Source organism: Morganella psychrotolerans, assembly GCF_001676055.1.
Taxonomy (GTDB): domain Bacteria; phylum Pseudomonadota; class Gammaproteobacteria; order Enterobacterales; family Enterobacteriaceae; genus Morganella; species Morganella psychrotolerans_B.
Genome location: NZ_LZEX01000023.1, coordinates 21,173 through 41,818 on the forward strand (window position 1 = coordinate 21,173; position 20,646 = coordinate 41,818).

At 49.0% G+C, this 20,646-nt stretch carries 18 protein-coding genes and 2 pseudogenes; 6 read left to right on the forward strand and 14 right to left on the reverse strand.

What is annotated here, in order from left to right:
- Positions 1-7 precede the first annotated feature (7 nt).
- From AYY17_RS12075 to AYY17_RS12090, 4 genes are all read right to left on the reverse strand, one after another.
- Positions 8-1,090 carry an aldehyde dehydrogenase family protein gene (locus tag AYY17_RS12075; protein ID WP_067424006.1) on the reverse strand — a complete coding sequence of 361 codons (1,083 nt, stop codon included), beginning with the start codon at positions 1,088-1,090 and terminating at the stop codon, positions 8-10.
- Entirely contained in the window at positions 1,087-2,010 is a 924-nt protein-coding gene (locus AYY17_RS12080; RefSeq protein ID WP_156656704.1) for a hypothetical protein, read from the reverse strand. Before AYY17_RS12080 ends, AYY17_RS12075 begins: the two co-directional genes overlap by 4 nt.
- Before the next feature lie 347 nt (positions 2,011-2,357).
- Positions 2,358-3,830: a DASS family sodium-coupled anion symporter gene (locus AYY17_RS12085; RefSeq protein WP_067424010.1), complete on the reverse strand. Its 1,473-nt coding sequence runs from the start codon at positions 3,828-3,830 to the stop codon at positions 2,358-2,360.
- 178 nt (positions 3,831-4,008) lie between these two features.
- A complete protein-coding gene (locus AYY17_RS12090) occupies positions 4,009-4,947 on the reverse strand; it encodes a helix-turn-helix domain-containing protein (protein ID WP_067424012.1) in 939 nt (312 codons plus the stop codon).
- Between the two features lie 82 nt (positions 4,948-5,029).
- On the opposite strand from AYY17_RS12090, the gene AYY17_RS12095 reads away from it, so the two are divergent.
- From AYY17_RS12095 to loiP, 6 genes are all read left to right on the forward strand, one after another.
- Positions 5,030-5,629, forward strand: a complete 600-nt coding sequence (locus tag AYY17_RS12095) for a TetR/AcrR family transcriptional regulator (RefSeq protein WP_067424014.1) — start codon at positions 5,030-5,032, stop codon at positions 5,627-5,629.
- Between the two features lie 207 nt (positions 5,630-5,836).
- Entirely contained in the window at positions 5,837-6,730 is an 894-nt protein-coding gene (locus tag AYY17_RS12100) for a hypothetical protein (RefSeq protein ID WP_067424016.1), read from the forward strand.
- Positions 6,731-7,245: 515 nt separating this feature from the next.
- On the forward strand, positions 7,246-8,559 hold the full coding sequence (locus AYY17_RS12105; protein WP_067424019.1) for a dicarboxylate/amino acid:cation symporter: 1,314 nt from the start codon (positions 7,246-7,248) through the stop codon (positions 8,557-8,559).
- A 443-nt stretch (positions 8,560-9,002) separates the two neighbouring features.
- Entirely contained in the window at positions 9,003-10,661 is a 1,659-nt protein-coding gene (locus AYY17_RS12110) for a fumarate hydratase (protein WP_067403433.1), read from the forward strand.
- Positions 10,662-10,687: 26 nt separating this feature from the next.
- Complete coding sequence (gene cobO, locus AYY17_RS12115; RefSeq protein WP_067403435.1) at positions 10,688-11,278, forward strand: cob(I)yrinic acid a,c-diamide adenosyltransferase; 591 nt, start codon at positions 10,688-10,690, stop codon at positions 11,276-11,278.
- A gap of 391 nt (positions 11,279-11,669) precedes the next feature.
- Positions 11,670-12,422 (forward strand): metalloprotease LoiP, encoded by a 753-nt coding sequence (loiP, locus tag AYY17_RS12120; RefSeq protein ID WP_067424464.1) that lies wholly within the window; start codon positions 11,670-11,672, stop codon positions 12,420-12,422.
- 75 nt (positions 12,423-12,497) lie between these two features.
- Here the strand turns inward: loiP and AYY17_RS12125 are convergent, their stop codons facing one another.
- The 10 genes and pseudogenes from AYY17_RS12125 to AYY17_RS12170 form a co-directional block, all read right to left on the reverse strand.
- A complete protein-coding gene (locus AYY17_RS12125; RefSeq protein ID WP_067403438.1) occupies positions 12,498-13,406 on the reverse strand; it encodes a LysR substrate-binding domain-containing protein in 909 nt (302 codons plus the stop codon).
- Positions 13,407-13,436: 30 nt separating this feature from the next.
- A pseudogene (gene cobT / locus AYY17_RS12130) lies at positions 13,437-14,497 on the reverse strand (nicotinate-nucleotide--dimethylbenzimidazole phosphoribosyltransferase).
- A 154-nt stretch (positions 14,498-14,651) separates the two neighbouring features.
- The gene (gene cobC, locus AYY17_RS12135; RefSeq protein ID WP_067424023.1) at positions 14,652-15,278 is read right to left on the reverse strand and encodes an alpha-ribazole phosphatase; all 627 of its coding nucleotides are present in this window, start codon (positions 15,276-15,278) and stop codon (positions 14,652-14,654) included.
- A 2-nt stretch (positions 15,279-15,280) separates the two neighbouring features.
- Complete coding sequence (gene cobS / locus AYY17_RS12140; protein ID WP_067424025.1) at positions 15,281-16,048, reverse strand: adenosylcobinamide-GDP ribazoletransferase; 768 nt, start codon at positions 16,046-16,048, stop codon at positions 15,281-15,283.
- Entirely contained in the window at positions 16,045-16,590 is a 546-nt protein-coding gene (cobU, locus tag AYY17_RS12145) for a bifunctional adenosylcobinamide kinase/adenosylcobinamide-phosphate guanylyltransferase (protein ID WP_067424027.1), read from the reverse strand. Before cobU ends, cobS begins: the two co-directional genes overlap by 4 nt.
- Positions 16,587-18,121, reverse strand: a pseudogene (locus tag AYY17_RS12150) (cobyric acid synthase). The gene cobU and the pseudogene AYY17_RS12150 overlap by 4 nt, the downstream one beginning before the upstream one ends.
- A complete protein-coding gene (locus AYY17_RS12155) occupies positions 18,118-18,966 on the reverse strand; it encodes an ATP-binding cassette domain-containing protein (RefSeq protein ID WP_067424029.1) in 849 nt (282 codons plus the stop codon). The pseudogene AYY17_RS12150 and the gene AYY17_RS12155 overlap by 4 nt, the downstream one beginning before the upstream one ends.
- Complete coding sequence (locus AYY17_RS12160) at positions 18,963-19,640, reverse strand: energy-coupling factor ABC transporter transmembrane protein (RefSeq protein ID WP_067424031.1); 678 nt, start codon at positions 19,638-19,640, stop codon at positions 18,963-18,965. Before AYY17_RS12160 ends, AYY17_RS12155 begins: the two co-directional genes overlap by 4 nt.
- Entirely contained in the window at positions 19,627-19,905 is a 279-nt protein-coding gene (locus AYY17_RS12165) for an energy-coupling factor ABC transporter substrate-binding protein (RefSeq protein ID WP_067403461.1), read from the reverse strand. Before AYY17_RS12165 ends, AYY17_RS12160 begins: the two co-directional genes overlap by 14 nt.
- Positions 19,902-20,636: an energy-coupling factor ABC transporter permease gene (locus tag AYY17_RS12170; protein WP_067424032.1), complete on the reverse strand. Its 735-nt coding sequence runs from the start codon at positions 20,634-20,636 to the stop codon at positions 19,902-19,904. Before AYY17_RS12170 ends, AYY17_RS12165 begins: the two co-directional genes overlap by 4 nt.
- Between the last annotated feature and the right edge of the window lie 10 nt (positions 20,637-20,646).

Here is a 20,646-nt window from a genome sequence, read left to right on the forward strand (position 1 = left end):
GCAGACGTTACATGTCCTGCTGTGTGGTCAACGTCACTTTTGCCTTACTTTCATCGGTGATAAAGGTGACGGTGGAACTGAGGCAAAGCGGATGGTTATGCATCTGCCCTGCGGCGCAGTAACGGGTAAAGCGCGAGGCTTTTATCGCTGCCGGATCAGTGCGCCCGTGATAACTTAGCGTCTCAAGTTGTCCGGGCCAGTGTTTTGCTGCCCGTTTCAGATTTTCTTCTGTATTACCCGCGATTAAATTAAATCCGTACGGCAGAAACCGCTCAGGATCAAATGTGCGTTGCAGAGTAATTCCCCAGCCCGAACAGGGGCTGTAAGCCGCCGGTTTTAATTCCGGTGTCAGGATATGGCGCAGTGTCAGCTCTTTATTTTTTGCCATTTGTAATAAACGGACCGATTCCGGCAGGCGGGGCAATTCATCCAGAAGCTGTGTCAGTGAGATGCTGAGCTGCTCTGCTATCATCGGGCTGTCCAGCAAAATAAAGCGCGGTGAGCTGTTTACCTGCTGTGAAAACAGGCAGGTATCCCACAAAATCAGCTCCGGCGCAGGCAGATCTGCGCCACATATTGCCATCGCACTGATTTTAGTCGCTGATTCGATAAGCCGGATATGGGGGGGAGTGACAGCCCGCCAGTGGCGGATAAGGGCATCGTTACCTGCCGGGATAACAGTATCCGTGCCGTGCAGCAGAGCGGCCTCACTCAGCCCCGGGCAAACAACATCATACCGTGTATTACCCGGGTCAAGATGCCGGCACAGCGCTACCAGCCACTCCCGGTGGTGCCGGGTTTTAATGCGGACACGGGATCCTGTAAGGCAGGCGGCAAGAAAGGTATCCAGAACACTGAGCGGGTTGCATCCGTCATCAATGATAAGAACTTGTTCCGGTGCCAGCCAGGGAGCCTGTCCCAGATCTTTTTCTGCCTGATTTTCCAGCGCATTGCTGTCAGCCAGCCATTGCAGGCGCAATTGGCAGAATGATTGTGTTGCAGGATCAGCTGAAAACAGCAATTTCCGGGTCTGCGGGTCACTGAGCCAGGTTTTTACCGCGCGGATGCGTTGTCTGATTTCCTCTGTCATAACATGCCTCCTGCGTAGTGGTTTTCCGGGGATACAACCGTGCGGTGATAATGGATCCGGGGCAATACGCAGCCGCACGGGCAGCCGGTTCCCTGTTCACATACATCCGTTGTCAGCAGGCGCTGGGCTGATAACCGGCTAAGAAGAGGGGTTTCAAGCTGAAGAAGCCCGCATTTTCCGGGGGCTGCCGGGTTGCCGTCTTCACCAATAAGGGCAAAGCGGGCGAATACGGGGATATGAAAATACCCTTCTTTGCAGCTGATATAGTGCAGCGGGTGTTCAGGAACGCTGTAAATCTCACGCAGATCGGTTGATGCCGCACGGAGTGTCAGCTGTAATTTTCCTGTTATTGCCTGACGGTCAGTGTGTTGCCCGCGACGTTCCATGTGATGTGTTAATCCGAAGATATAAACGGGATCAGACTCTTCAGCCCAGCGTTTCAGTATAGACCAGGCCTGTGCAGCGTCAGTACCTTCGTCAGCCGATGCGGTACAGACACACTCTTTCACCGGGGCAAATAATGTCAATCCGGGGAACTCAGCGGTATCACCATCCCGTGCGGCAGTGGTTAAACCGTCTGACAGCAGCAAAAAACGCGATGGCGTGGCGCAGGTCAGTCCGTTCTCTCTGAGAATCGTCTTCATGGCGCGCTGAATGTGTCCGGCATTTTTATCATCAGCCTGTATTGCCGGACATATATCATTAAAGAGTCCGGCAGGAATAACCGGGGACGGACAGGCGTTATACAGCCGGGCATAGACAGGATTATGTTCACGGTGATAATTATCCGCCTGTGTCAGCGCCTGTTGATAACGTGTTTCTGTTGAGGGCGTGACAGCGGAATAAGGAGCGGGGATATCTGCGAGCTGCTCAATAGCTCTGGTTGCCTCTGTATCGGCGGACTCCGGCTGTATTTTCATTGTCTGCATAATCCCTTGCGTGAAATAACTGATAAGACAGACCGGCTAGTATATAAGTGTTCTTCATCCGATAATTCTTAATTATGCCCTTATTCATTCAAACTGCAGGTTCGTTGGCCGCACTCAGCCAGCCGGGTCACATACTGATGTATGCTCCCCGTCTATCTTCCCTTGCCGCCTGCCTGCATTCTGAATGACGTTGGGTATACCCTTATTCATTCAAACTGCAGGTTCACCGGCTTCGCGCAGCCTGCATCCTGAATGACGCCGGGTATACACAAAGACTATCCGGGAAATATCGATCCCGGATAGTCCTGAGCGGAAATAGCTGTTTTTGTGAAAATACATTACCAGTATCCGAGAAATTTCCACCACAGACTGCCGGTAATAATCCAGATAGTCAGATTAACAATGCTCATCACCAGCCCTGTTTTCCACCATTCCCCGAGAGTGGCATAGCCGGATCCGAAAATAATCGGCGCTGTTCCTGTTCCGTAATGGGTCAGAGACATCATCAGGGAGGATGAAAATGCCAGTGTCAGTCCGAGCAGCATCGGCGGTGCGCCGAGTGATAATCCGGCGGCATAAAAGGCGGCAAACATTGCGGTGATATGGGCGGTGGTACTGGCAAAGAAATAATGAGAATAGACATAGAACAGAACCAGCAGCAACATGCCGCCCATCCAGCTGATACCCATGTGATCGATACCGCTGCCGACGGTGAGTGACACCCATTTGATCAGTCCGAGTTTGCCGAGGAATGAGGCCATCATAACCAGGGCCGCGAACCAGACCACCGTATCCCATGCGCCTTTATTTTTCAGGATATCATCCCAGCAAAGCACACCGCTGCACAGCAAAGCAGTAAGACCGATAAAGGCGGCGGTTGTCGGATGAACATTGTGCTCTGCGCCGAACAGCAGACCCGGAATACCGGCCCACAGCGCCAGAAGCAGGATAAATACACCGAGTGTGATTTTTTCCGGCAGGGAAACCGGCCCCAGTTCATTCAGCCGTGCACGGGCGAAATCAGGGGCATCAGGTGTGGCAGTAATCTCCGGTTTATACAGGAAATAAATAACCAGCGGCATGGTAATGAGTGAAATAAGCGCCGGTAAAAAAGCCGCAACCGCCCACATTGACCAGCTTAGTTCGCTGCCGGCACCAGCTTCCTGAATAATCAGAGTAACAATCAGCGGGTTAGGTGCGGTAGCTGTAATAAACATGGCGGAGGTAATAGGATTGGTATTGTAATTAACGAGCGCAAGATAGCGTCCTATTTTACCTGATGTACCATCTTCGGCTTTTGAATTAAAACTGTCAGCGATTGAGCGCATTATCGGGTGAATTATCCCGCCACCACGGGCTGTATTACTCGGGGTTACCGGGGCAAGAACTGTTTCGGCAATGGCCAGTGAGTATGCAATTCCCAGTGTTCGTTTGCCGAACAGGGAAATAAAATAGTAGCCTATACGCGCACCCAGGCCGGTTTTATTCAGGCTCAGGGAAACCATAATAGAAATACCGATAAGCCAGATCAATTCATTGGAAAAACCACTCAGTGCATCATTAATTGCACCTTTAACAGAGTCCGGATTAGTTACACCGGTCACTGCAACCAGGGTAATTGCCACAATTGACACAGCCCCGATAGGCAGCGCTTTACCGATAATCGCCGCAATCGTCCCGACAAACAGAGCGAGTAAATGCCAGGCATTCGGATTAACATTGTCAGGAACAGGAATAATAAACCAGATAATTAAGGTAATCGCGATAGCAATTAAAGCGGGAACAGGTTTAAGCGGGGTCAGTTTATTCATAAATCCATCCGTAGTGATTTTATTTAACTGCCGGTGGGTGAATGCTTAGTACTGATCTATTATATTGATTTTTTAGTGGTTGTATTTTGACCGGAATCGGTTTTTTTACCATCCGCCGGTTATTTTTATGTTACAAAAAATAAACCGGCGCAGTATTAATAATTGGCGGGATGATAATTCAGAGGACAGGAATATAATAATCGACCCGCAGCCGTTGCGGCAGGTTGTCACTTATTTCTTCTGTGCGGGTATGTTTTTCAATATCAAGACCGGGACGACGGCATAATCCGAGCTGCGGTAACGAGTAAAGATACATATTAAAAGTAAAGTCACGGTAATCACTGAATAAACCATCAAAATGAAATTTCGCGTATTTTCCGTGGCTGATAACCGCCGGTGTGAGCTGATTTTCCTGACGGATTAACTCAGCATCATCAACACCGATATGATAGCTGATGGCAATACCTTCCGGATCATCCGCCATATTGTCCCAGGCGGTACGGACATAGCAGTGCTGAATATCCGGTGATACAAATTGGAAAAAATCGCGCCAGAATGTACAGCGGATCTCTTCATGTAAATGCCCTATCTCATCTAATGATGACAGATAGTGATAGCCCTTTTCATGCAAAGGGATAGCATCCAGAACCACAATTTCCGGCTGTGGCAGCGCGGTTACGTCTGTGCGCAGCGGAGGTTGCAGTGTGTTCAGATCCCAGTTCGGGCTCTGGCGGTACTCTGTCGGCGTCATTTCAAACACCGCTTTAAAACGACGGGCAAAGGATTGCTGGGAATCAAACTGATATTTCAGGGCGATATCCCCGATATTTTTTGTGGTCAGGCGCAGCTCAGTCGCCGCTTTGGTCAAACGACGTCTGCGGATATACCCGGCGAGTGTCATGCCGGTAAACCGTTTAAAGATCCGCTGGAAATACCATTTGGTATAGCCGGATCGTTGTGCAACCACATCCAGTTGCAGTGATTTATTCAGGTTATGCTCAATCCATAAAATAATGTCTTTTATCACACTGAGATAAAAGGCATTGTCATCCTGTTCATTCTCCGGAACTGATGATAAATCAACAGGTTCGGATATAGCGGTGTTATGTTTCAGCATACGGATTTCCGGCTCATTGGCACACAAAAAAATACTGTGATACGATTACATACCAGCGGTATGCAACAGGGTTATATTTACCATGAACACATTGACCGGGCAACAGGAAAATTCAGCACGGACGCGGCAGAGCCTGCTCAATTCAGCTCACCCGCTTTTTATTGAAAAAGGCTATCAGGCGGTTTCTGTTGATGAAATTGCCCGTCATGCCCGGGTAACAAAGGGCGCTTTTTATCATCACTTTAAAAATAAACGTGATGTGTTACTGCACTGCTATGAAGCACAATTACAGCGGATAAGTGCCCGGCTTGATGCCATTGTGCCGCCGGCGGATAAATGGCAGGAACTGGAAGATATTGTCAGTTGTTTTATTGATTATCTGTCGGGGCAACACCGTGAGCTCATTCCTATTCAGGAAGTTATGCCGGTGCTCGGCTGGTATGAATTTGAAAACATTAACCACTGTTATATCAGCGGGCGGGTTGATAGTATTCTCCGTGAGCTGAAAGCAGACCAGTGTATTAAAAACTATAACTCAGATCTGCTGTGCAGCTTAATCCACGGCTTTATGAGCCATATTACACTTAATATTAAAAACCTTGTCGACTATCCGGATTTTAAAGAAAATTTCATTGAAATTTATAATAATTTTTTGCAAACCCTGAGGGCTGACACTGTCTGAAAAATAAGGCAGATTGGTGATAGTAAAAAAGAATCTGCGGTAATAATGGGTTAGTCCAAAGTATCGGAATAATTATTCCGCCGTTGCGGTAATTTCTCTCATTATCCTGTTTTTACAGATTAAATGCAGGCAGAGATTGTATCTGTACCCCGCAAATAATGATTGATAACATCGGGGTTAAAATCAGCACATATAATGAGATAGTAAATGAAAACCACATTAAAATTAAGTGTATTAGGCATTGCCGTTTTACTGGCAGCTGCATGCGACAGTCTGGATCCTGATAGTACAAAAAATGAGTTCTGGTACAGTAATCCGGCGAACAGTGCCCTGACATTTAAAGTAGATGATAAAGATTATACCCTTGAGCCGGGTACTACCGGCAGCGTTAAATTATCACCCGGTATGCACAGCATTCAGAATGCAAAAGGTGAGAAATACACTTTTATGGTGTATGAAAATAACAGCGGCGGCATTATTAACCCGGATAATCACGTTTATTATATGTTGTCGGAAATCTATGCGACCGAAGGTCAGGGTTCCCGTTTTAAACCGGCACTTTTTGATGTCACTATTAATGGTCATGAATTACAGATGCCGGTGCGCAGCAGTAATGCAGCAATGATTGATCATAACCTGTTTAATTGCAGCTATCCGGTTGGTAAGCCATTCCCGGATGAAATTACCACCGGTGATCGCAAGTCGGTCGGAAATATTAAAACAAAATGTTTTGATAAGGCAGAATTAGTCGCTTATATCGCATCTGATTATGGTCAGAATTTGGCTCCGGCGGCTCCCGGAGATGAAACCAAAGACAGTGTGAATATGACCTTTGATTATACCATTCCGGTGCCTGCTTTTAAGGATGCAGAGACACAGAAGCAGGCTGTAAAATTAACCGGTCTTCTGACACAGATAAAAGAGTCAGATAATGCGGATATTCACGATAAGCTCAATGATGAGATCCATCAGACAACAATGGCGCTTGTTTCCGCGTCAGCAAAAAGTGGCTCTTCAAATACCGTTGCAGAGAATGAGTATCACAATGATTTTATGAAACAGACAGGTAATTTCCGTGGCTATGGCGTTCTGCCGAAATAAACGGATTACAGGATGATTTTTCAGAAAGGGCGGCACAGTGTGCGGCCTTTTTTTATAAATAAAATTAATAAAAAACAGGATATTGGTTATTTTATCCGCAACAAAAAATTAAACAATAAAGCGCGCCATATCAAATAAAAAAGGAGTATGATTTTGTGAGAGCCATATTTCTTAATGAAAAACAGGCCGTTCGTATAAAAACTAAACATCATTGTTAATGTGATGTGAATGGTAGTAAGAAAGTAACTTTATTGCGTAACATCGATTACGTGATCCTTAGTCTGCAACAAAATAATGGCTGAATTGTGTTCAGTTCAGTGGGTAAAATTACGCATTGCTATGTAAATGGCAGTGTATTTTATTGATCATTTTGTTAAAGGCAGACGTCAGTATTGTTCTGAACTCCCCCTCTTTCTGTGTATGGTTTTTTCTGTTGCAGAGAATAACAGAGATAACCAATCAGATTTATTTAAGTCTCCCGGGAGAATAATACACATCAGCATAACGGAGATAGTATGAAGTCAAAAAGTTTAACGACCTGGATTGTCGTGGCATTGTTTTTCGGGGTGATCGTAGGATTTGCACTGAATAATCTGGCAACGGCTGAATTTAACCAGCAGTATTCTGCCGATATTTCAATTGTCACTGATATTTTTTTACGTCTGATCAAGATGATTATCGCTCCGCTTATCCTCTCCACACTGGTGGTGGGGATCGCAAAAATGGGTGATGCCAAAACCCTGGGCCGGGTTTTCTCCAAAACGCTGTTTTTGTTTGTTTGTGCGTCATTTATTTCCATCACACTCGGTCTGGTGATTGTTAATCTGCTCAAACCCGGCGTTGGTATTAACTTTGTGGCACCGGCGGATACGGTTGTGGAGAATGTGTCCGTCGTCGCGTTTTCGGTGAAAAATTTCATCGCACACCTTATCCCAACCAGTATTGTCGATGCGATGGCGCGCAATGAAATATTGCAGATTGTTGTATTTTCAATCTTTATGGGAATTGCCCTTTCAGCGATAGGTGAAAAAGGCCGGCCGATTCTGACTCTGCTGGAGTCTGTTGTCAGCCTGATGCTGAAACTGACCGGCTATGTGATGCTGTTTGCACCATTGACCGTATTTGCGGCGATTTCAGGCATGATTGCGGAGCGCGGGCTGGTGGTCTTGCTGAACGCCGGGATTTTTATGGGCGAATTTTACCTGACCCTGGCGACATTGTGGCTGGTATTAATTGGTCTGGCCGCACTGATTGTCGGGCGTTGTGTTTTACGCCTGACGAAAGGGATCACTGAGCCTGCTTTGCTGGCATTTACCACATCAAGTTCAGAAGCGGCTTTTCCCGGCACGCTGAAACAACTGGAGCAGTTTGGTGTTTCTAACAAAATTGCCAGTTTTGTTCTGCCTATCGGCTATTCATTTAACCTTGTCGGTTCAATGGCTTATTGCTCTTTTGCGGTTATTTTTATCGCGCAGGCCTGTAATATTGATATCTCCGTGGGCGACCAGATAACGATGTTGCTTATCCTGATGCTGACCTCCAAAGGCATGGCCGGGGTGCCGCGGGCATCGCTGGTGGTGATCGCTGCCACACTGACACAGTTTAATATTCCGGAAGCCGGGCTTATCCTGCTGATGGGGGTTGATCCGTTCCTGGATATGGGGCGCTCAGCGACAAATGTGATGAGTAATGCAATGGGCGCTGCGATTGTCGGGCGCTGGGAAGGTGAGCATTACGGGGAAGGGTGTCACGGAAAGCCACCGGTGATCTCTGTACAGGTATCTGATGACGATTTGACTGAGCCGGCACCGGTCAGAACAGTTATCTGAACCTGATTTCACATGCTGTAAAACCGCAGGCTGAGATTTCCGGCCTGCGTTTTTTTGTTCACGACAGAATATCCTATGACCGGCTTAACACTTTTACACTTTAGTTATTTTGTATTTAGCAGACTGGATCTCATTTTTTATAAAATAAAGTTTAGATTTTTATTTTATAAATTTATAACCATCATTAAATATGATTTTAATATGTTATTTTATCATTTTAAATTCGTTAATTAATATTGTATTTAATTGTTTTATAACTCATTTTTCATTTAATGAAAATGTAGTGATATACATTGGTTTCTTCTTTAAATTCACCAACTCCTTCATTTTAATCATTTGTTTTCGGTGACGATAAACAACCATAATCAGTCAGGATATGTCTATTTTTAAATCTTATGTCGGATGTTCTTCATTCTCTTTCTGATTTAATACGAGTGAATATAATGACAAATAAAACTTTTGAGTATCAGGATCCTTTCCCGTTATCTGAAGATAAAACGGATTATTATTTGCTGAGCAAGGAGCACGTTTCAACGGTGACATTTGAAGGTCGTGAAATGTTAAAAGTTGAACCGCAGGCTCTGACACTCATTGCTGAGCAGGCCGTCCATGATGCCTCCTATTTCCTGCGCCCGGCGCATCAGCGCCAGGTTGCCCAAATATTAAGTGATCCGCAGGCCAGCGAAAACGACAAATATGTTGCGCTGCAACTGCTGCGTAATGCCGAAATTTCGGCAAAAGGTGTGCTGCCGAACTGCCAGGATACCGGAACCTCCACGATTGTGGCGAAAAAAGGTCAGCAGGTATGGACCGGCGCAAATGACGCTGAGTGTTTATCCCGCGGCATCTACAATACTTTCCGTCGCGAAAATCTGCGTTACTCGCAAAATGCAGCGCTGGATATGTATCGTGAAGTGAATACCGGTACCAATTTACCGGCACAGATTGATATTTTTGCAACAGAAGGGGCGGAATATCACTTCCTGTTTGTCAACAAAGGCGGCGGTTCAGCAAATAAAACGGCACTGTACCAGGAAACAAAAGCTATTCTGGAACATGACCGTCTGAAAGCCTTCCTGATCGATAAAATGAAATATCTCGGTACAACGGCCTGCCCGCCGTACCATATTGCATTTGCTATCGGCGGTACCTCACCGGAAATGAACCTGAAAACCGTAAAACTGGCATCCACCAAGTATTACGACAATCTGCCGGACAGCGGCAATGAACTGGGTCGTGCATTCCGTGACAGAGAGCTGGAAGAGGAGTTGCTGGAAGCGACCCGCGAATTTGGTTTCGGGGCTCAGTTCGGCGGTAAATATTTTGCGCATGATATCCGGATTATCCGCCTGCCGCGTCATGGCGGTTCATGTCCTATTGGTCTGGCGCTCTCTTGTTCATCTGACCGTAATATCAAAGGGAAGATAACAAAAGACGGGATCTGGCTGGAGAAACTGGAGTACAACCCGGCAAGCTACATTCCGGAATCCATGCGTACTGAAGATGAAAGTAACATGGTTAATATCGACCTGAACCGGCCGATGGCAGACATTCTGAAAGAGCTGAGCAAATATCCGGTTTCCACCCGCGTGTCACTCAGCGGACCGCTTATTATTGCCCGTGATATCGCACACATGAAACTGAAAGAGCGTGTGGACAGAGGCGAAGGCTTACCACAGTACTTCAAAGATTATATGGTGTACTATGCGGGACCGGCCAAAAAACCGGAAGAACTGGTTTCCGGCTCGCTGGGGCCGACAACCGGTAACCGTATGGATCCGTATGTGGACTTGTTCCAGTCGATGGGCGGCAGTATGCTGATGCTTGCGAAAGGAAACCGCAGTCAGGCTGTGACGGATTCGTGTAAAGCACACGGCGGTTTCTATCTGGGCAGTATCGGCGGATCAGCGGCTATCCTGGCACAGGAATATGTGAAGAGCCTGGATATCCTGGAATACCCTGAACTGGGTATGGAAGCGGTCTGGAAAATGGAAGTGGAAGGGCTCCCGGCCTTTATCCTTGTGGATGACAAAGGGAATAACTTCTTCGAGCAGGTTCAGACTAAAAAATGTGATAAATGCGTGGCGGGTCAGCCTGCCTGAGCCAACACTTTCCCTGAGGAGTTTGCATGAGTGACGAACGTTATCAACAACGACAACAGAAACTGAAAGATCATGTCGATGAGCGCGTTGCCGCTGCTCAGAAAACCGGTGGCGTTCTGATGGTGTTCACCGGGAACGGGAAAGGAAAATCCACAGCGGCTTTCGGAACTGCAACCCGCGCTGTCGGGCATGGCCTGAAAGTCGGTGTTGTGCAGTTTATCAAAGGTCAGTGGGAATGCGGCGAGCGTAATGTTCTGGAAAAACTGGGCGTTGAGTTTCATATCATGGCGACCGGTTTTACCTGGAACACACAGGACAAAGAAGGTGATACCCGTGCGGCACAGGAAGTGTGGCAGTACGGCAAAGCAATGTTACAGGATGCATCTTATGACCTGATTGTCTTTGATGAACTGACCTACATGGTGCGCTACGGGTATATTGATTTAGATGAAATTATCTCATTCCTGAAAAATCGTCCGGAAAATCAGAGTGTGATTATTACCGGGCGGGGCTGCCACCGTGATATCACGGATCTGGCAGATACTGTCAGTGAGTTACGTCCGGTCAAACATGCTTTTGATGTCGGTATTGCCGCTCAGAAGGGAATTGACTGGTAAGTCTTTGCTCTGCTGTAAATTTTGCTGTATCTGTTTCGAACATCGCCTCCGTTATTCACGGGGGCGATTTTTTATATAATTATATAAAAAATACTAATGATTTAATGTCGGTATGACCGCATTTAATTACCGATAAAAATGAGTTTCTGATCCCAAAATGAGAATATTCTGTGATTTTTCAGAATAGGCTGCTTCCGATCTGTGACCAAAAATTGTTACTTTCTAAAACGTTATATACCCAACGTCATTCAAGATGCAGGGAGGCGGCAAGCTCCGACCGCCGGGGAGCATACATTAGTATGTGACCCGGCTGGCTGAGTGCAGCCAACAAACCTGCAGTTTGAATGAATAAGGGTATAAAGCTAATTAATAATAAACGGATAGGGAAATGATGAAACTGAAAACAGCTCTGGCTATTGCATTAACAACAACAGTACTGGCAGGGTGTCAGAACATGAATTATGACGCGCTGGCGCAATCCGGCGGACAGTTATTTCAGGCCGCAACATTAACGGATGCGGATATGGTGAAACTGACTGACGGCGCCTGTAAAGAAATGGATGCGCAGAACAAGGTTGCACCGGCATCAAGTAAATACACTGCCCGTATGAATAAAATTGCCAAATCATTAGGCTCTAATATTGATGGCACCAATGTTAACTACAAAGTGTATATGACCGAAGATGTGAATGCCTGGGCAATGGCAAATGGCTGTGTGCGTGTATACAGCGGCCTGATGGACATGATGACAGACAATGAAATTGAAGGTGTTCTGGGTCATGAAATCGGTCACGTTTCCCTTGGTCACTCCCGTAAAGCGATGCAGGTTGCTTACAGCACCGTTGCAGCAAAAACAGCGGCAGGCTCTGCCGGTGGTGTTGCGTCACAACTGAGCAACTCTCAGTTTGCTGATATGGGTGTGAAGTTAGTGAATTCGCAGTTCTCTCAGCATCAGGAATCAGAAGCGGATAATTACTCTTACGATCTGCTGAAAAAACGCAACATTTCTACTGAAGGGCTGGCAACCGGGTTTGAAAAATTTGCCGCTCTGGATAAAGGCAAGAGCAGCATGTTTGACTCTCACCCGCCGTCAAAAGAGCGCGCTGAAAATATCCGCAACAAAATTGCAAAAGACAAAAAATAAGTCTCAGTGTCTTTGATATAAAAGAAAAAGTGATACCGCGAGGTATCACTTTTTTTGTCCGGCACTTGTCAGGAATTAAGGCAATATCAGCTCTTTTTCCCGTGATTTCTGGTGGATCCAGTCACTGAATTTACGCAGGTTCAGGGATCCTTTTTTGTCCTCTTTATAGGTGAGAACAAAACGGTTGCCGGTACTCATCGGCAGGTCGCACGGAATAACCAAATCGCCGTTTTCCAGATCTTTTTGTATCGCAAAGCGCGGCAGAAGTGCCACACCGAGATTGGAGCGGATCGCGGAGATAAGCATCGAGAGCAAATCAAAGCGCGGGCCGACACGGGTTTTCGGGTTATGAATTCCTGAAAGCTGGAACCAGTCACTCCACGCGTCCAGTCGTGTGGTCTGGTGCAGCAGGGTAAATTCTTCCAATACCTGGCTGGTGGTGAGTTTGACGCTGTCATCACACAGCATCCGGCTGCATACCGGCACCAGTTCTTCTTCAAACAGATATTCAAAGTCCGGCCACGGGTTACAGAAATCTTCCCGCATAATTGCCGCGTCATATTTCAGGCTGGTAAAATCAGAGGGTGTGGTTAATGCACTGATACTCAATGCGATTTCCGGATGTTTTTCACGAAATCCCTGCAAATTCGGGATAAGCCAGTGTGTGCTGAATGTCGGCGTGACCGCCAGTTCAAACAACTGCTGGGAAGATTGCCAGGACATAATATCCTGTGTGTCTTTTTCCAGTTTATCCAGGGTGTCATGCACCAGCCCGAGGTAATGTTTTCCCGCATCACTGAGAAAAATACGTTTACGGACGTGATGAAACAACGACACATTTAAAAATTCTTCCAGCCCGGCTATCTGACGGAAAACAGCACTCTGGGTCAGTGACAGTTCTTCGGCTGCCCGCGTGTAGCTTTCATATTGTGCGACAGCCTCAAAGGTTATCAGTAAATCCGTTTTTGGGATCTTCTTTCGCATTGCGTTTTACTCCCTAAAAAAATATCCATTTTACCGGGTCGGAGACGGCGGCAGTGAGAAACCACTGGCGGCCTGATGTCCCATATAGCAGTACATACTGCACGCGGCGTTGATGACCGACATTGCTAATGCCGCGCCACTGCCTTCACCCAGGCGGAGATCTAAATATAAGAACGGTTTGAGTCCGAGTTGCTCTAAGGCGATACCCGCGCCTTTTTCCGCAGAAAAATGAGACGGGATCAGATAATCACGGACTTTTGGTGCCAGGCGACAAGCGGCTATCGCACAAGCGTAGGATAAAAAACCATCAAGGACAACCGGGATACCGCAGGCGGCGGCACCGAGGATAACCCCGGTCATCCCGGTCAGGTCATACCCGCCGATTTTGGCAAGCACATCAACCGCATCAGCCGGATCCGGCTGATTCAGCGCGATAGCCTGACGCACTATCGCCTCTTTGTGTGAAACGCGATCCAGCGGCAGGTTAGCGCCGATCCCGACAGTATCATGCGGATCAAGCCCGCACAGCACACTTATCATGCAGAGGCCGGGGTGGTATTGGCAATACCCAGCTCACCGGTGCCGATCACGCGGATCCCTGCCGCCACGCGGGTTCTGACTAATTCCGCACTGGCGATCAACAGGTGTTCCGCATCCTGGTAAGACATCGCCGGACCTTTGGCGATATTGCCGCAGCCCCGTGCCAGTTTCAGGTTGATCATGCCGTCGATAGGCTCACAGTCAATGCCGATATCCACCGGCAGCACGCTGGTTCCGCTGCTGCGGGCAACCGCACAAACACCGGTCAGTTGCTTTTGGATATTACGCGCCTGGATAGCGGTAACATTCTGTGGTGTGACGGCGACGCCTTCTTCAAATACGCCGTGATCCGCACACATCACAATAATTTCTTTTGGTAAATCATCGAGTTTATCAATGCCCGGCATGCCCGCGAGGAGAATGGCAAGGTCTTCCAGCCGCCCCAGGCTGCGCGGAGGCTTGGCTAATCCACCGATATGCTGCTCTGCCATCTGCATGGCGGTGTGATCCAATGGCGGTATTGCACGGATCAGGTCTTCCAGTGTCGTCATTGTTTTTTGCTCATATCATTATTTGATACTCTAAATAATTCCGGATGCCTGTAGGCGACAAGCAAAGACAGACGGGGAGCATAGATAAACTATGTGACCCGGCGGGCTTTGCGTAGTCAACACCCAGGCATCCTGAAGTATGACGAGTATATAATTAAACAACAGGCGTATAAGGTGACCGCCCGTTAAATACAGATAACGTCATAAATCCGGTGCGGCATTCAACCACGCTGTAACTGTCTTGCTCACAGGGAAACTGCCACATGGCATCAGCAGGCAGACTAAACCAGCGGGCGATCATCAGCCCCAGAACACCTTTATGAGCCACGATAAGATGCGTGCCGGGGTTCTCTGTTGCCTGTTGGCGCAACGTGTCAGCAAGGGTCTGTACCCGCGTGGCAAAGACCGGAAACGGCTCTCCGTTTGTAGGCGTTGCGTTCTGCCAGTCATTTATCCAGCCTTCCCAGTCTGCCGGGAAACGGGTGGCAATCTCACTGAAATGGCACATTTCCCAGTCCCCGAAGTCCATTTCATTCAATTGCGGTTCACTGGTGTGTGCTTTTCTGTCCGGTGAAATAATATGTTCTGCGGTTTGTTGCGCGCGCAGTAACCCGCTGGTCAGCACGCTGTTAATATGTACCTGCTTCAGATAGTCCGCGACAGCGGCGGCCTGGCGGTGTCCTGTGTCTGTCAGGGGAAGATCCGTGCTGCCATAAAACAAGCAGTCCCGGTTACCGGTGGTTTCACCGTGACGGACAAGAATAAAGCGGCTGAGGCTCACAGTCACATCCAGAAGAGTGCGAGCAGAAACAGAATCTCTCCGCACTCTTCAGCGGCACCGAGGGTATCTCCGGTTTGTCCGCCGAGGTGATGACAAAAATAGCGCCCGAGCCCGTAAATAATAAAGGCGGTAATAATCAGTGCGCCGAATGCTTTCATGCCGCCGAGCAGCGTGACAATGACGGCGCCGGTTGCCAGTGTGGTGATAAACCGGCGCAGACTGATGCGCCCGATATAAATATTGCCCATACCTTCCCCTTCGCGGGCGTAGCGCTGGTTATACATCAGCAGCGACATACAGGTGCGCCCGGCGACCGGAGCACAAATCAGCAGTCCGGCGGCGGTCATCAGGGAGAGGGGATGTAACATAAGGACTTCATAAGCGGCGGCTGATTTAGCCATCAGCGCAAAAACCAGTGCGAGACAGCCATGCGTACCGATGCGGCTGTCGCGCATAATCTCCAGCATCCGCTCTCGTTTGCGGGCAGAGAAAATACCATCGCAGGTATCCGCCAGGCCGTCGAGATGGAAGCCGCCGGTGAGTAACATCAGGGCAAACACATACCCGAGAGCTGCAATCAGCGGGCTTTGTGTGGAGTAATCAATCCAGGCGGTGAGCAGTGCGGCGATGATGCCGACAATCAGGCCGGCGACCGGAAAGAACGGAACCCCGCGGCGGTACTCCTGAAATTCAGTCCCCTCACTCCAGCGCGCAGGCACAGGGATGCGGGTGATAAATTGCAGTGTCGCCCACAGATATTTCAGGTTCATTTGATCTGAACTCCGATACCGGAAACAACCAGCCAGACCTGTTCTGCCTGGCGGGCGAGTTTTTGATTAATACGCCCGGCGATATCCACAAAGTGGCGCGCCAGGCGGTTTTCCGGCGTGATGCTCATGCCCAGCTCGTTAGTGACGATATACACCGGGCATTCGCTCTCTTTGCAGGCATCGATGATGTGATCGATTTCGCTGTTGATGCCGATTTCCAGTTTTGCATAATCCAGTGTATCGGGATCCGCACCCCCGGAGGCATCATAAAGCAGGTTGGCGATAAGCGTGGTGATGCATTCCAGCATAATTCCTTCGCCGGGTTTGCGCTCATAACGGATAGCATCCGCAATGTTTTTAAACCCTTCCCAAGTGCGCCAGTGCTGCGGGCGATCAGCTTTATGGCGGGCGACACGTGCGGCCATTTCATCGTCAGTAATGACAGATGTCGCGATATACAGTGCGCTGTGACATCTCTCTGCGACAAGATTTTCGGCAAAACTGCTTTTGCCGCTGCGGGCGCCGCCGGTGATAATAATCATGCTGTTTTTTCCTTGTGGGCACGCATCAGACGGGTGATTTCTGCGATATCCAGATGTTCCCGCATCTGTGCGGCAAGAATATTGAACTGCTCTTCCTTGTGCAGTGCATAATCAAAAATACTGTCGGGCAATGGCTCAAGCCCTTTAGATTCACGTAATTTGTTGAGCAGAGGGCGGGTGAAATTATTTCTGTCGAATATTCCGTGCAGATAAGACCCCATCACGCTGCCGTCCGGGCTGACTGCGCCGTCTGCATGGTTGCAGGGCTCCCGGTTTTTCTGATGCATGTGCGCAAACGCCAGTGCATCCGGACCTAATTCTGATACACCCATGTGGATCTCATAACCGCTGACCGGCTGTGTGGTACATGCCGACCAGATACCCGGCAGTGTGCTGCTGACTGTTCCGGCGGTTTGTGTGGTGTTTTTTTCCGGGGAGAAGCGGGTGGTGATATCGAGCAGCCCCAGTCCCGGTAAATCTGACATACCGGACTCCACATCATCATAAATATGTTTGCCGAGGATCTGATACCCGCCGCAAATACCGGCAATTGGTATGCCTTTTGCGTGTTGTGCGAGGATCGCTTTATCCATCCCTTTCTGGCGCAGCACAGCAGATCACCCAAGGTGTTTTTACTGCCCGGGATAATCAGCAGATCCGGTTCACCGAGGGCTTTCGGGTCTGATTCATAGCGCAGGCGGACATCCGGTTGCGTGGCAAGGGCATTAAAATCAGTAAAATTAGCAATGTGCGGTAACTGAACCACGACAATATCCAGCACTTTTTCTGTTTTGCCGTCATATTTACCGACCTGCAATGCAACGCCGTCTTCATCTTCCAGATCGACATCCAGCCACGGTAACACGCCGAGAACCGGAACGTGGGTGAGTTCTTCGATCTGTGTGATCCCGGGCATTAACAGAGCAACATCGCCACGGAATTTATTAATGATAACGCCGATTACCCGGGCGCGTTCCTGATCACTGAGCAGGGCCAGGGTGCCGTAAATAGAGGCAAATACCCCGCCGCGATCGATATCTGCCACCAGGATCACGGGTGCGTCGATCATCTCCGCCATGCCCATATTGACAATGTCACCGTCGCGCAGATTGATCTCCGCCGGGCTGCCCGCGCCTTCCAGCACAATGATGTCGTGCTCAGCGGCAAGGCTGTTATAGACCTCGTGGATCAGTGTCCGCAACTGTGGTTTATAGTTGTGATATTCCACCGCATCCATGTTGTTGGCGACTTTGCCCATCAGTACTACCTGAGATTTTCGGTCAGAGGTGGGTTTGAGCAAAACAGGGTTCATGCGCACATCCGGCTCAATACCGGCGGCCTCCGCCTGGAAAATCTGGGCGCGCCCCATCTCTTTGCCGTCACGGGTGATCCCCGAGTTCAGTGCCATGTTCTGTGATTTAAACGGGGCGCAGTGATAACCGTCCTGAGAGAAAATCCGGCAGAATCCGGCGACTAATACACTTTTTCCGACATCGGAAGCGGTGCCCTGGATCATCAGTGAAACTGTCATGCCATTACCTCTTGTGTTCCGGCTGCGGGAGTTGTCTGCTGTTGCAGTTGTGCAAACAGCGCCTGTTCAGTTTTACACAGCGGCAGGCCGGTCTCACAGTGAAGTTTGACCAGCCAGGGCTGTTCCAGACCGGCGGCGGTTATCATCTCTTTTTGCAGGAAAACCGCTTCCGGTGTGCCGTGACCGCATACTTCGCCGTGCGACATCACGTAAATACCATCACAAACCTGATAGATAAGGTCAATGTCATGGCTGGAAATGACAATATGTTTGCCTGCGCCGGCAATGCGGGCGAGCAGGGAAATCATATGTTGCCGTCCGGCGGGATCAAGCCCGGCGGTGGGTTCATCGAGCAGCAGATAATCCGATTCCATCACCAGCGCACCGGCGATAGCAACCCGCTTTTTTTGCCCGAAACTCAGGTGCTGAATCGGCTTATCGCGGAAAGAGAGTGCATCAACCAGGCGCAGTGCTTCATCTGTCCGGCGTTTTATCTCTGCTTCATCCATCCCCAGATTGCGCAGGGCAAAGGCGATATCGCTGTCCACATCAGTATAAAAGATCTGTAAATCCGGATCCTGGAAGACAGTCACAACGTGTGAACGCAGCTCAAGAAGGGCTTTTTTATTGTAATTCAGTGGCTTGCCCTGCCAGAGAACCTGTCCGTGCTGTGGTTTGAGGATCCCGGATAAATTCATAAACAGGGTGGATTTTCCGCAGCCGTTTGCGCCGATAATACCGGTTACCTGATGCGCACCGAAGTCCATCGTCAGGTTTTTCAGAATATTATCATCCTGATAGCGGAAGGTGAGGTCATTAACGGCTAATTGCGGGCGCTGGTTCATATATGAAAATTCCCCTGATATAACTTCACATCGAGTGCAACAGACATCTGCTGATAGCGCATCATGACTCTGGAAAACAGCATGGTTACCAGCATGGCGAGCGAGCGGTAGCCGGTGCGCAGGTTGCGGTAGCCGAAGCGCAGGGACTGTGCGTGATAAATCACCGCGGCTTCTTCCAGAAAGATAAAAATAAACCGCCAGGTCAGCAGAATTTGTTCGATAAGCACCAGCGGAATGCGCCCGTGTTTCATCAGTTTAATCAGCTGTTCAAACGGCATATTGAGCATAAACCAGAATGTCGCGGCAAGAGCCGCCATACTGCGCCAGAATGTCAGGTTTGCTGTTGTAATACCTGCGGGATCTAACCCGACCCAATATTTTCCGAGCTGAATACTCCACAGTAAGACATCCGGCTGGCGGGCAAAGGAAATAATAATGGCCACCAGACCGACCGCCAGAAAACTGAACGGGATCAGCAGCCATTTCAGATAGCGCAGCGGTGATACCCGCAGTAACCAGCAGGTAAAAGCTGCGATAATAATAAGTAAAGCCGCCTGGCCTGCCGGAGGCAGGCTCATCGCCAGCACCATCATCAGAACGTAGAGGGCGAATTTCGCCCTCGGATCACGCTGACGCCAGCGGCTTTGGTAACTCAGCGCATCAAGGCTTTGCATTTTTCCGGCCGCTGCGGTAATAACCGAGCACGTAGAAAATAACGGCGGTGCCTAAGCAGCCTTGTAAGGTAAATAACAGGCTCTCGATTTCACCACTGGCAGGCTCATACAGGGATTCAAACCAGGGTTCATAATCCGGCGCGATAGCAAGGATCTGCTGCTCTGCCTGATCGTCTGACCCGCCATACTCACCGCCGTGATCGATAAAAAACGGGATAATAAAAATAGCGATGGTCAGAAACAGTAAAATCAGTGTCTTTTTCATGCCCGTACCTCATTTCCCACCAGGTTTCGTTTCACTAACTGGTCATAAACCAGAACAGTGAGCAGACCTTCCGCAATCGCAATCGGCACCTGAGTCAGACAGAAAATGCTCATGAATTTCAGGATAGCGGCCCCCATACCCATTTGCGGATCCGGGAAAGCGACACCGAGCTGAACAGAGGTGACAAAGTAGGTCGTCAGATCGGCAAACACCGCCACAAGGAAGACGCAGACATCTTTACGCCAGCCGAGTTTGGTGGTGAAACGCCAGATAAGATAACCAACCATCGGTCCGATAACGGCCATCGACATACCGTTGGCACCCAGTGTGGTCAGCCCGCCGTGTGCCAGCATCAGTGCCTGGAACAACAGAACAATAGAGCCGAGCACTGCCACAACTGACGGCCCGAACAGAATAACCGCCAGTGCCACCCCGGTCGGGTGAGAGCAGCTTCCGGTGACTGACGGGATCTTCAGTGCGGAGAGCACAAAGATAAATGCGCCGCACAGTGCCAGCAGTACTTTCTGGTTGGCATCTTCCTGAACAATCGCTTTGAGACGGACAATCCCTGCCACCAGGAACGGCAGGAAAATCAGCCACCAGGCGATAGCCCACATCGGCGGTAAAAAGCCTTCCATGATATGCATGGCAAAGGCTTCCTGAGGTGCAATCATCAGTAAAATTGTGACGGCGGCACCGGTTAACGAGAACTGCGTGAGTTTCTGTTGCATAACAACCTCA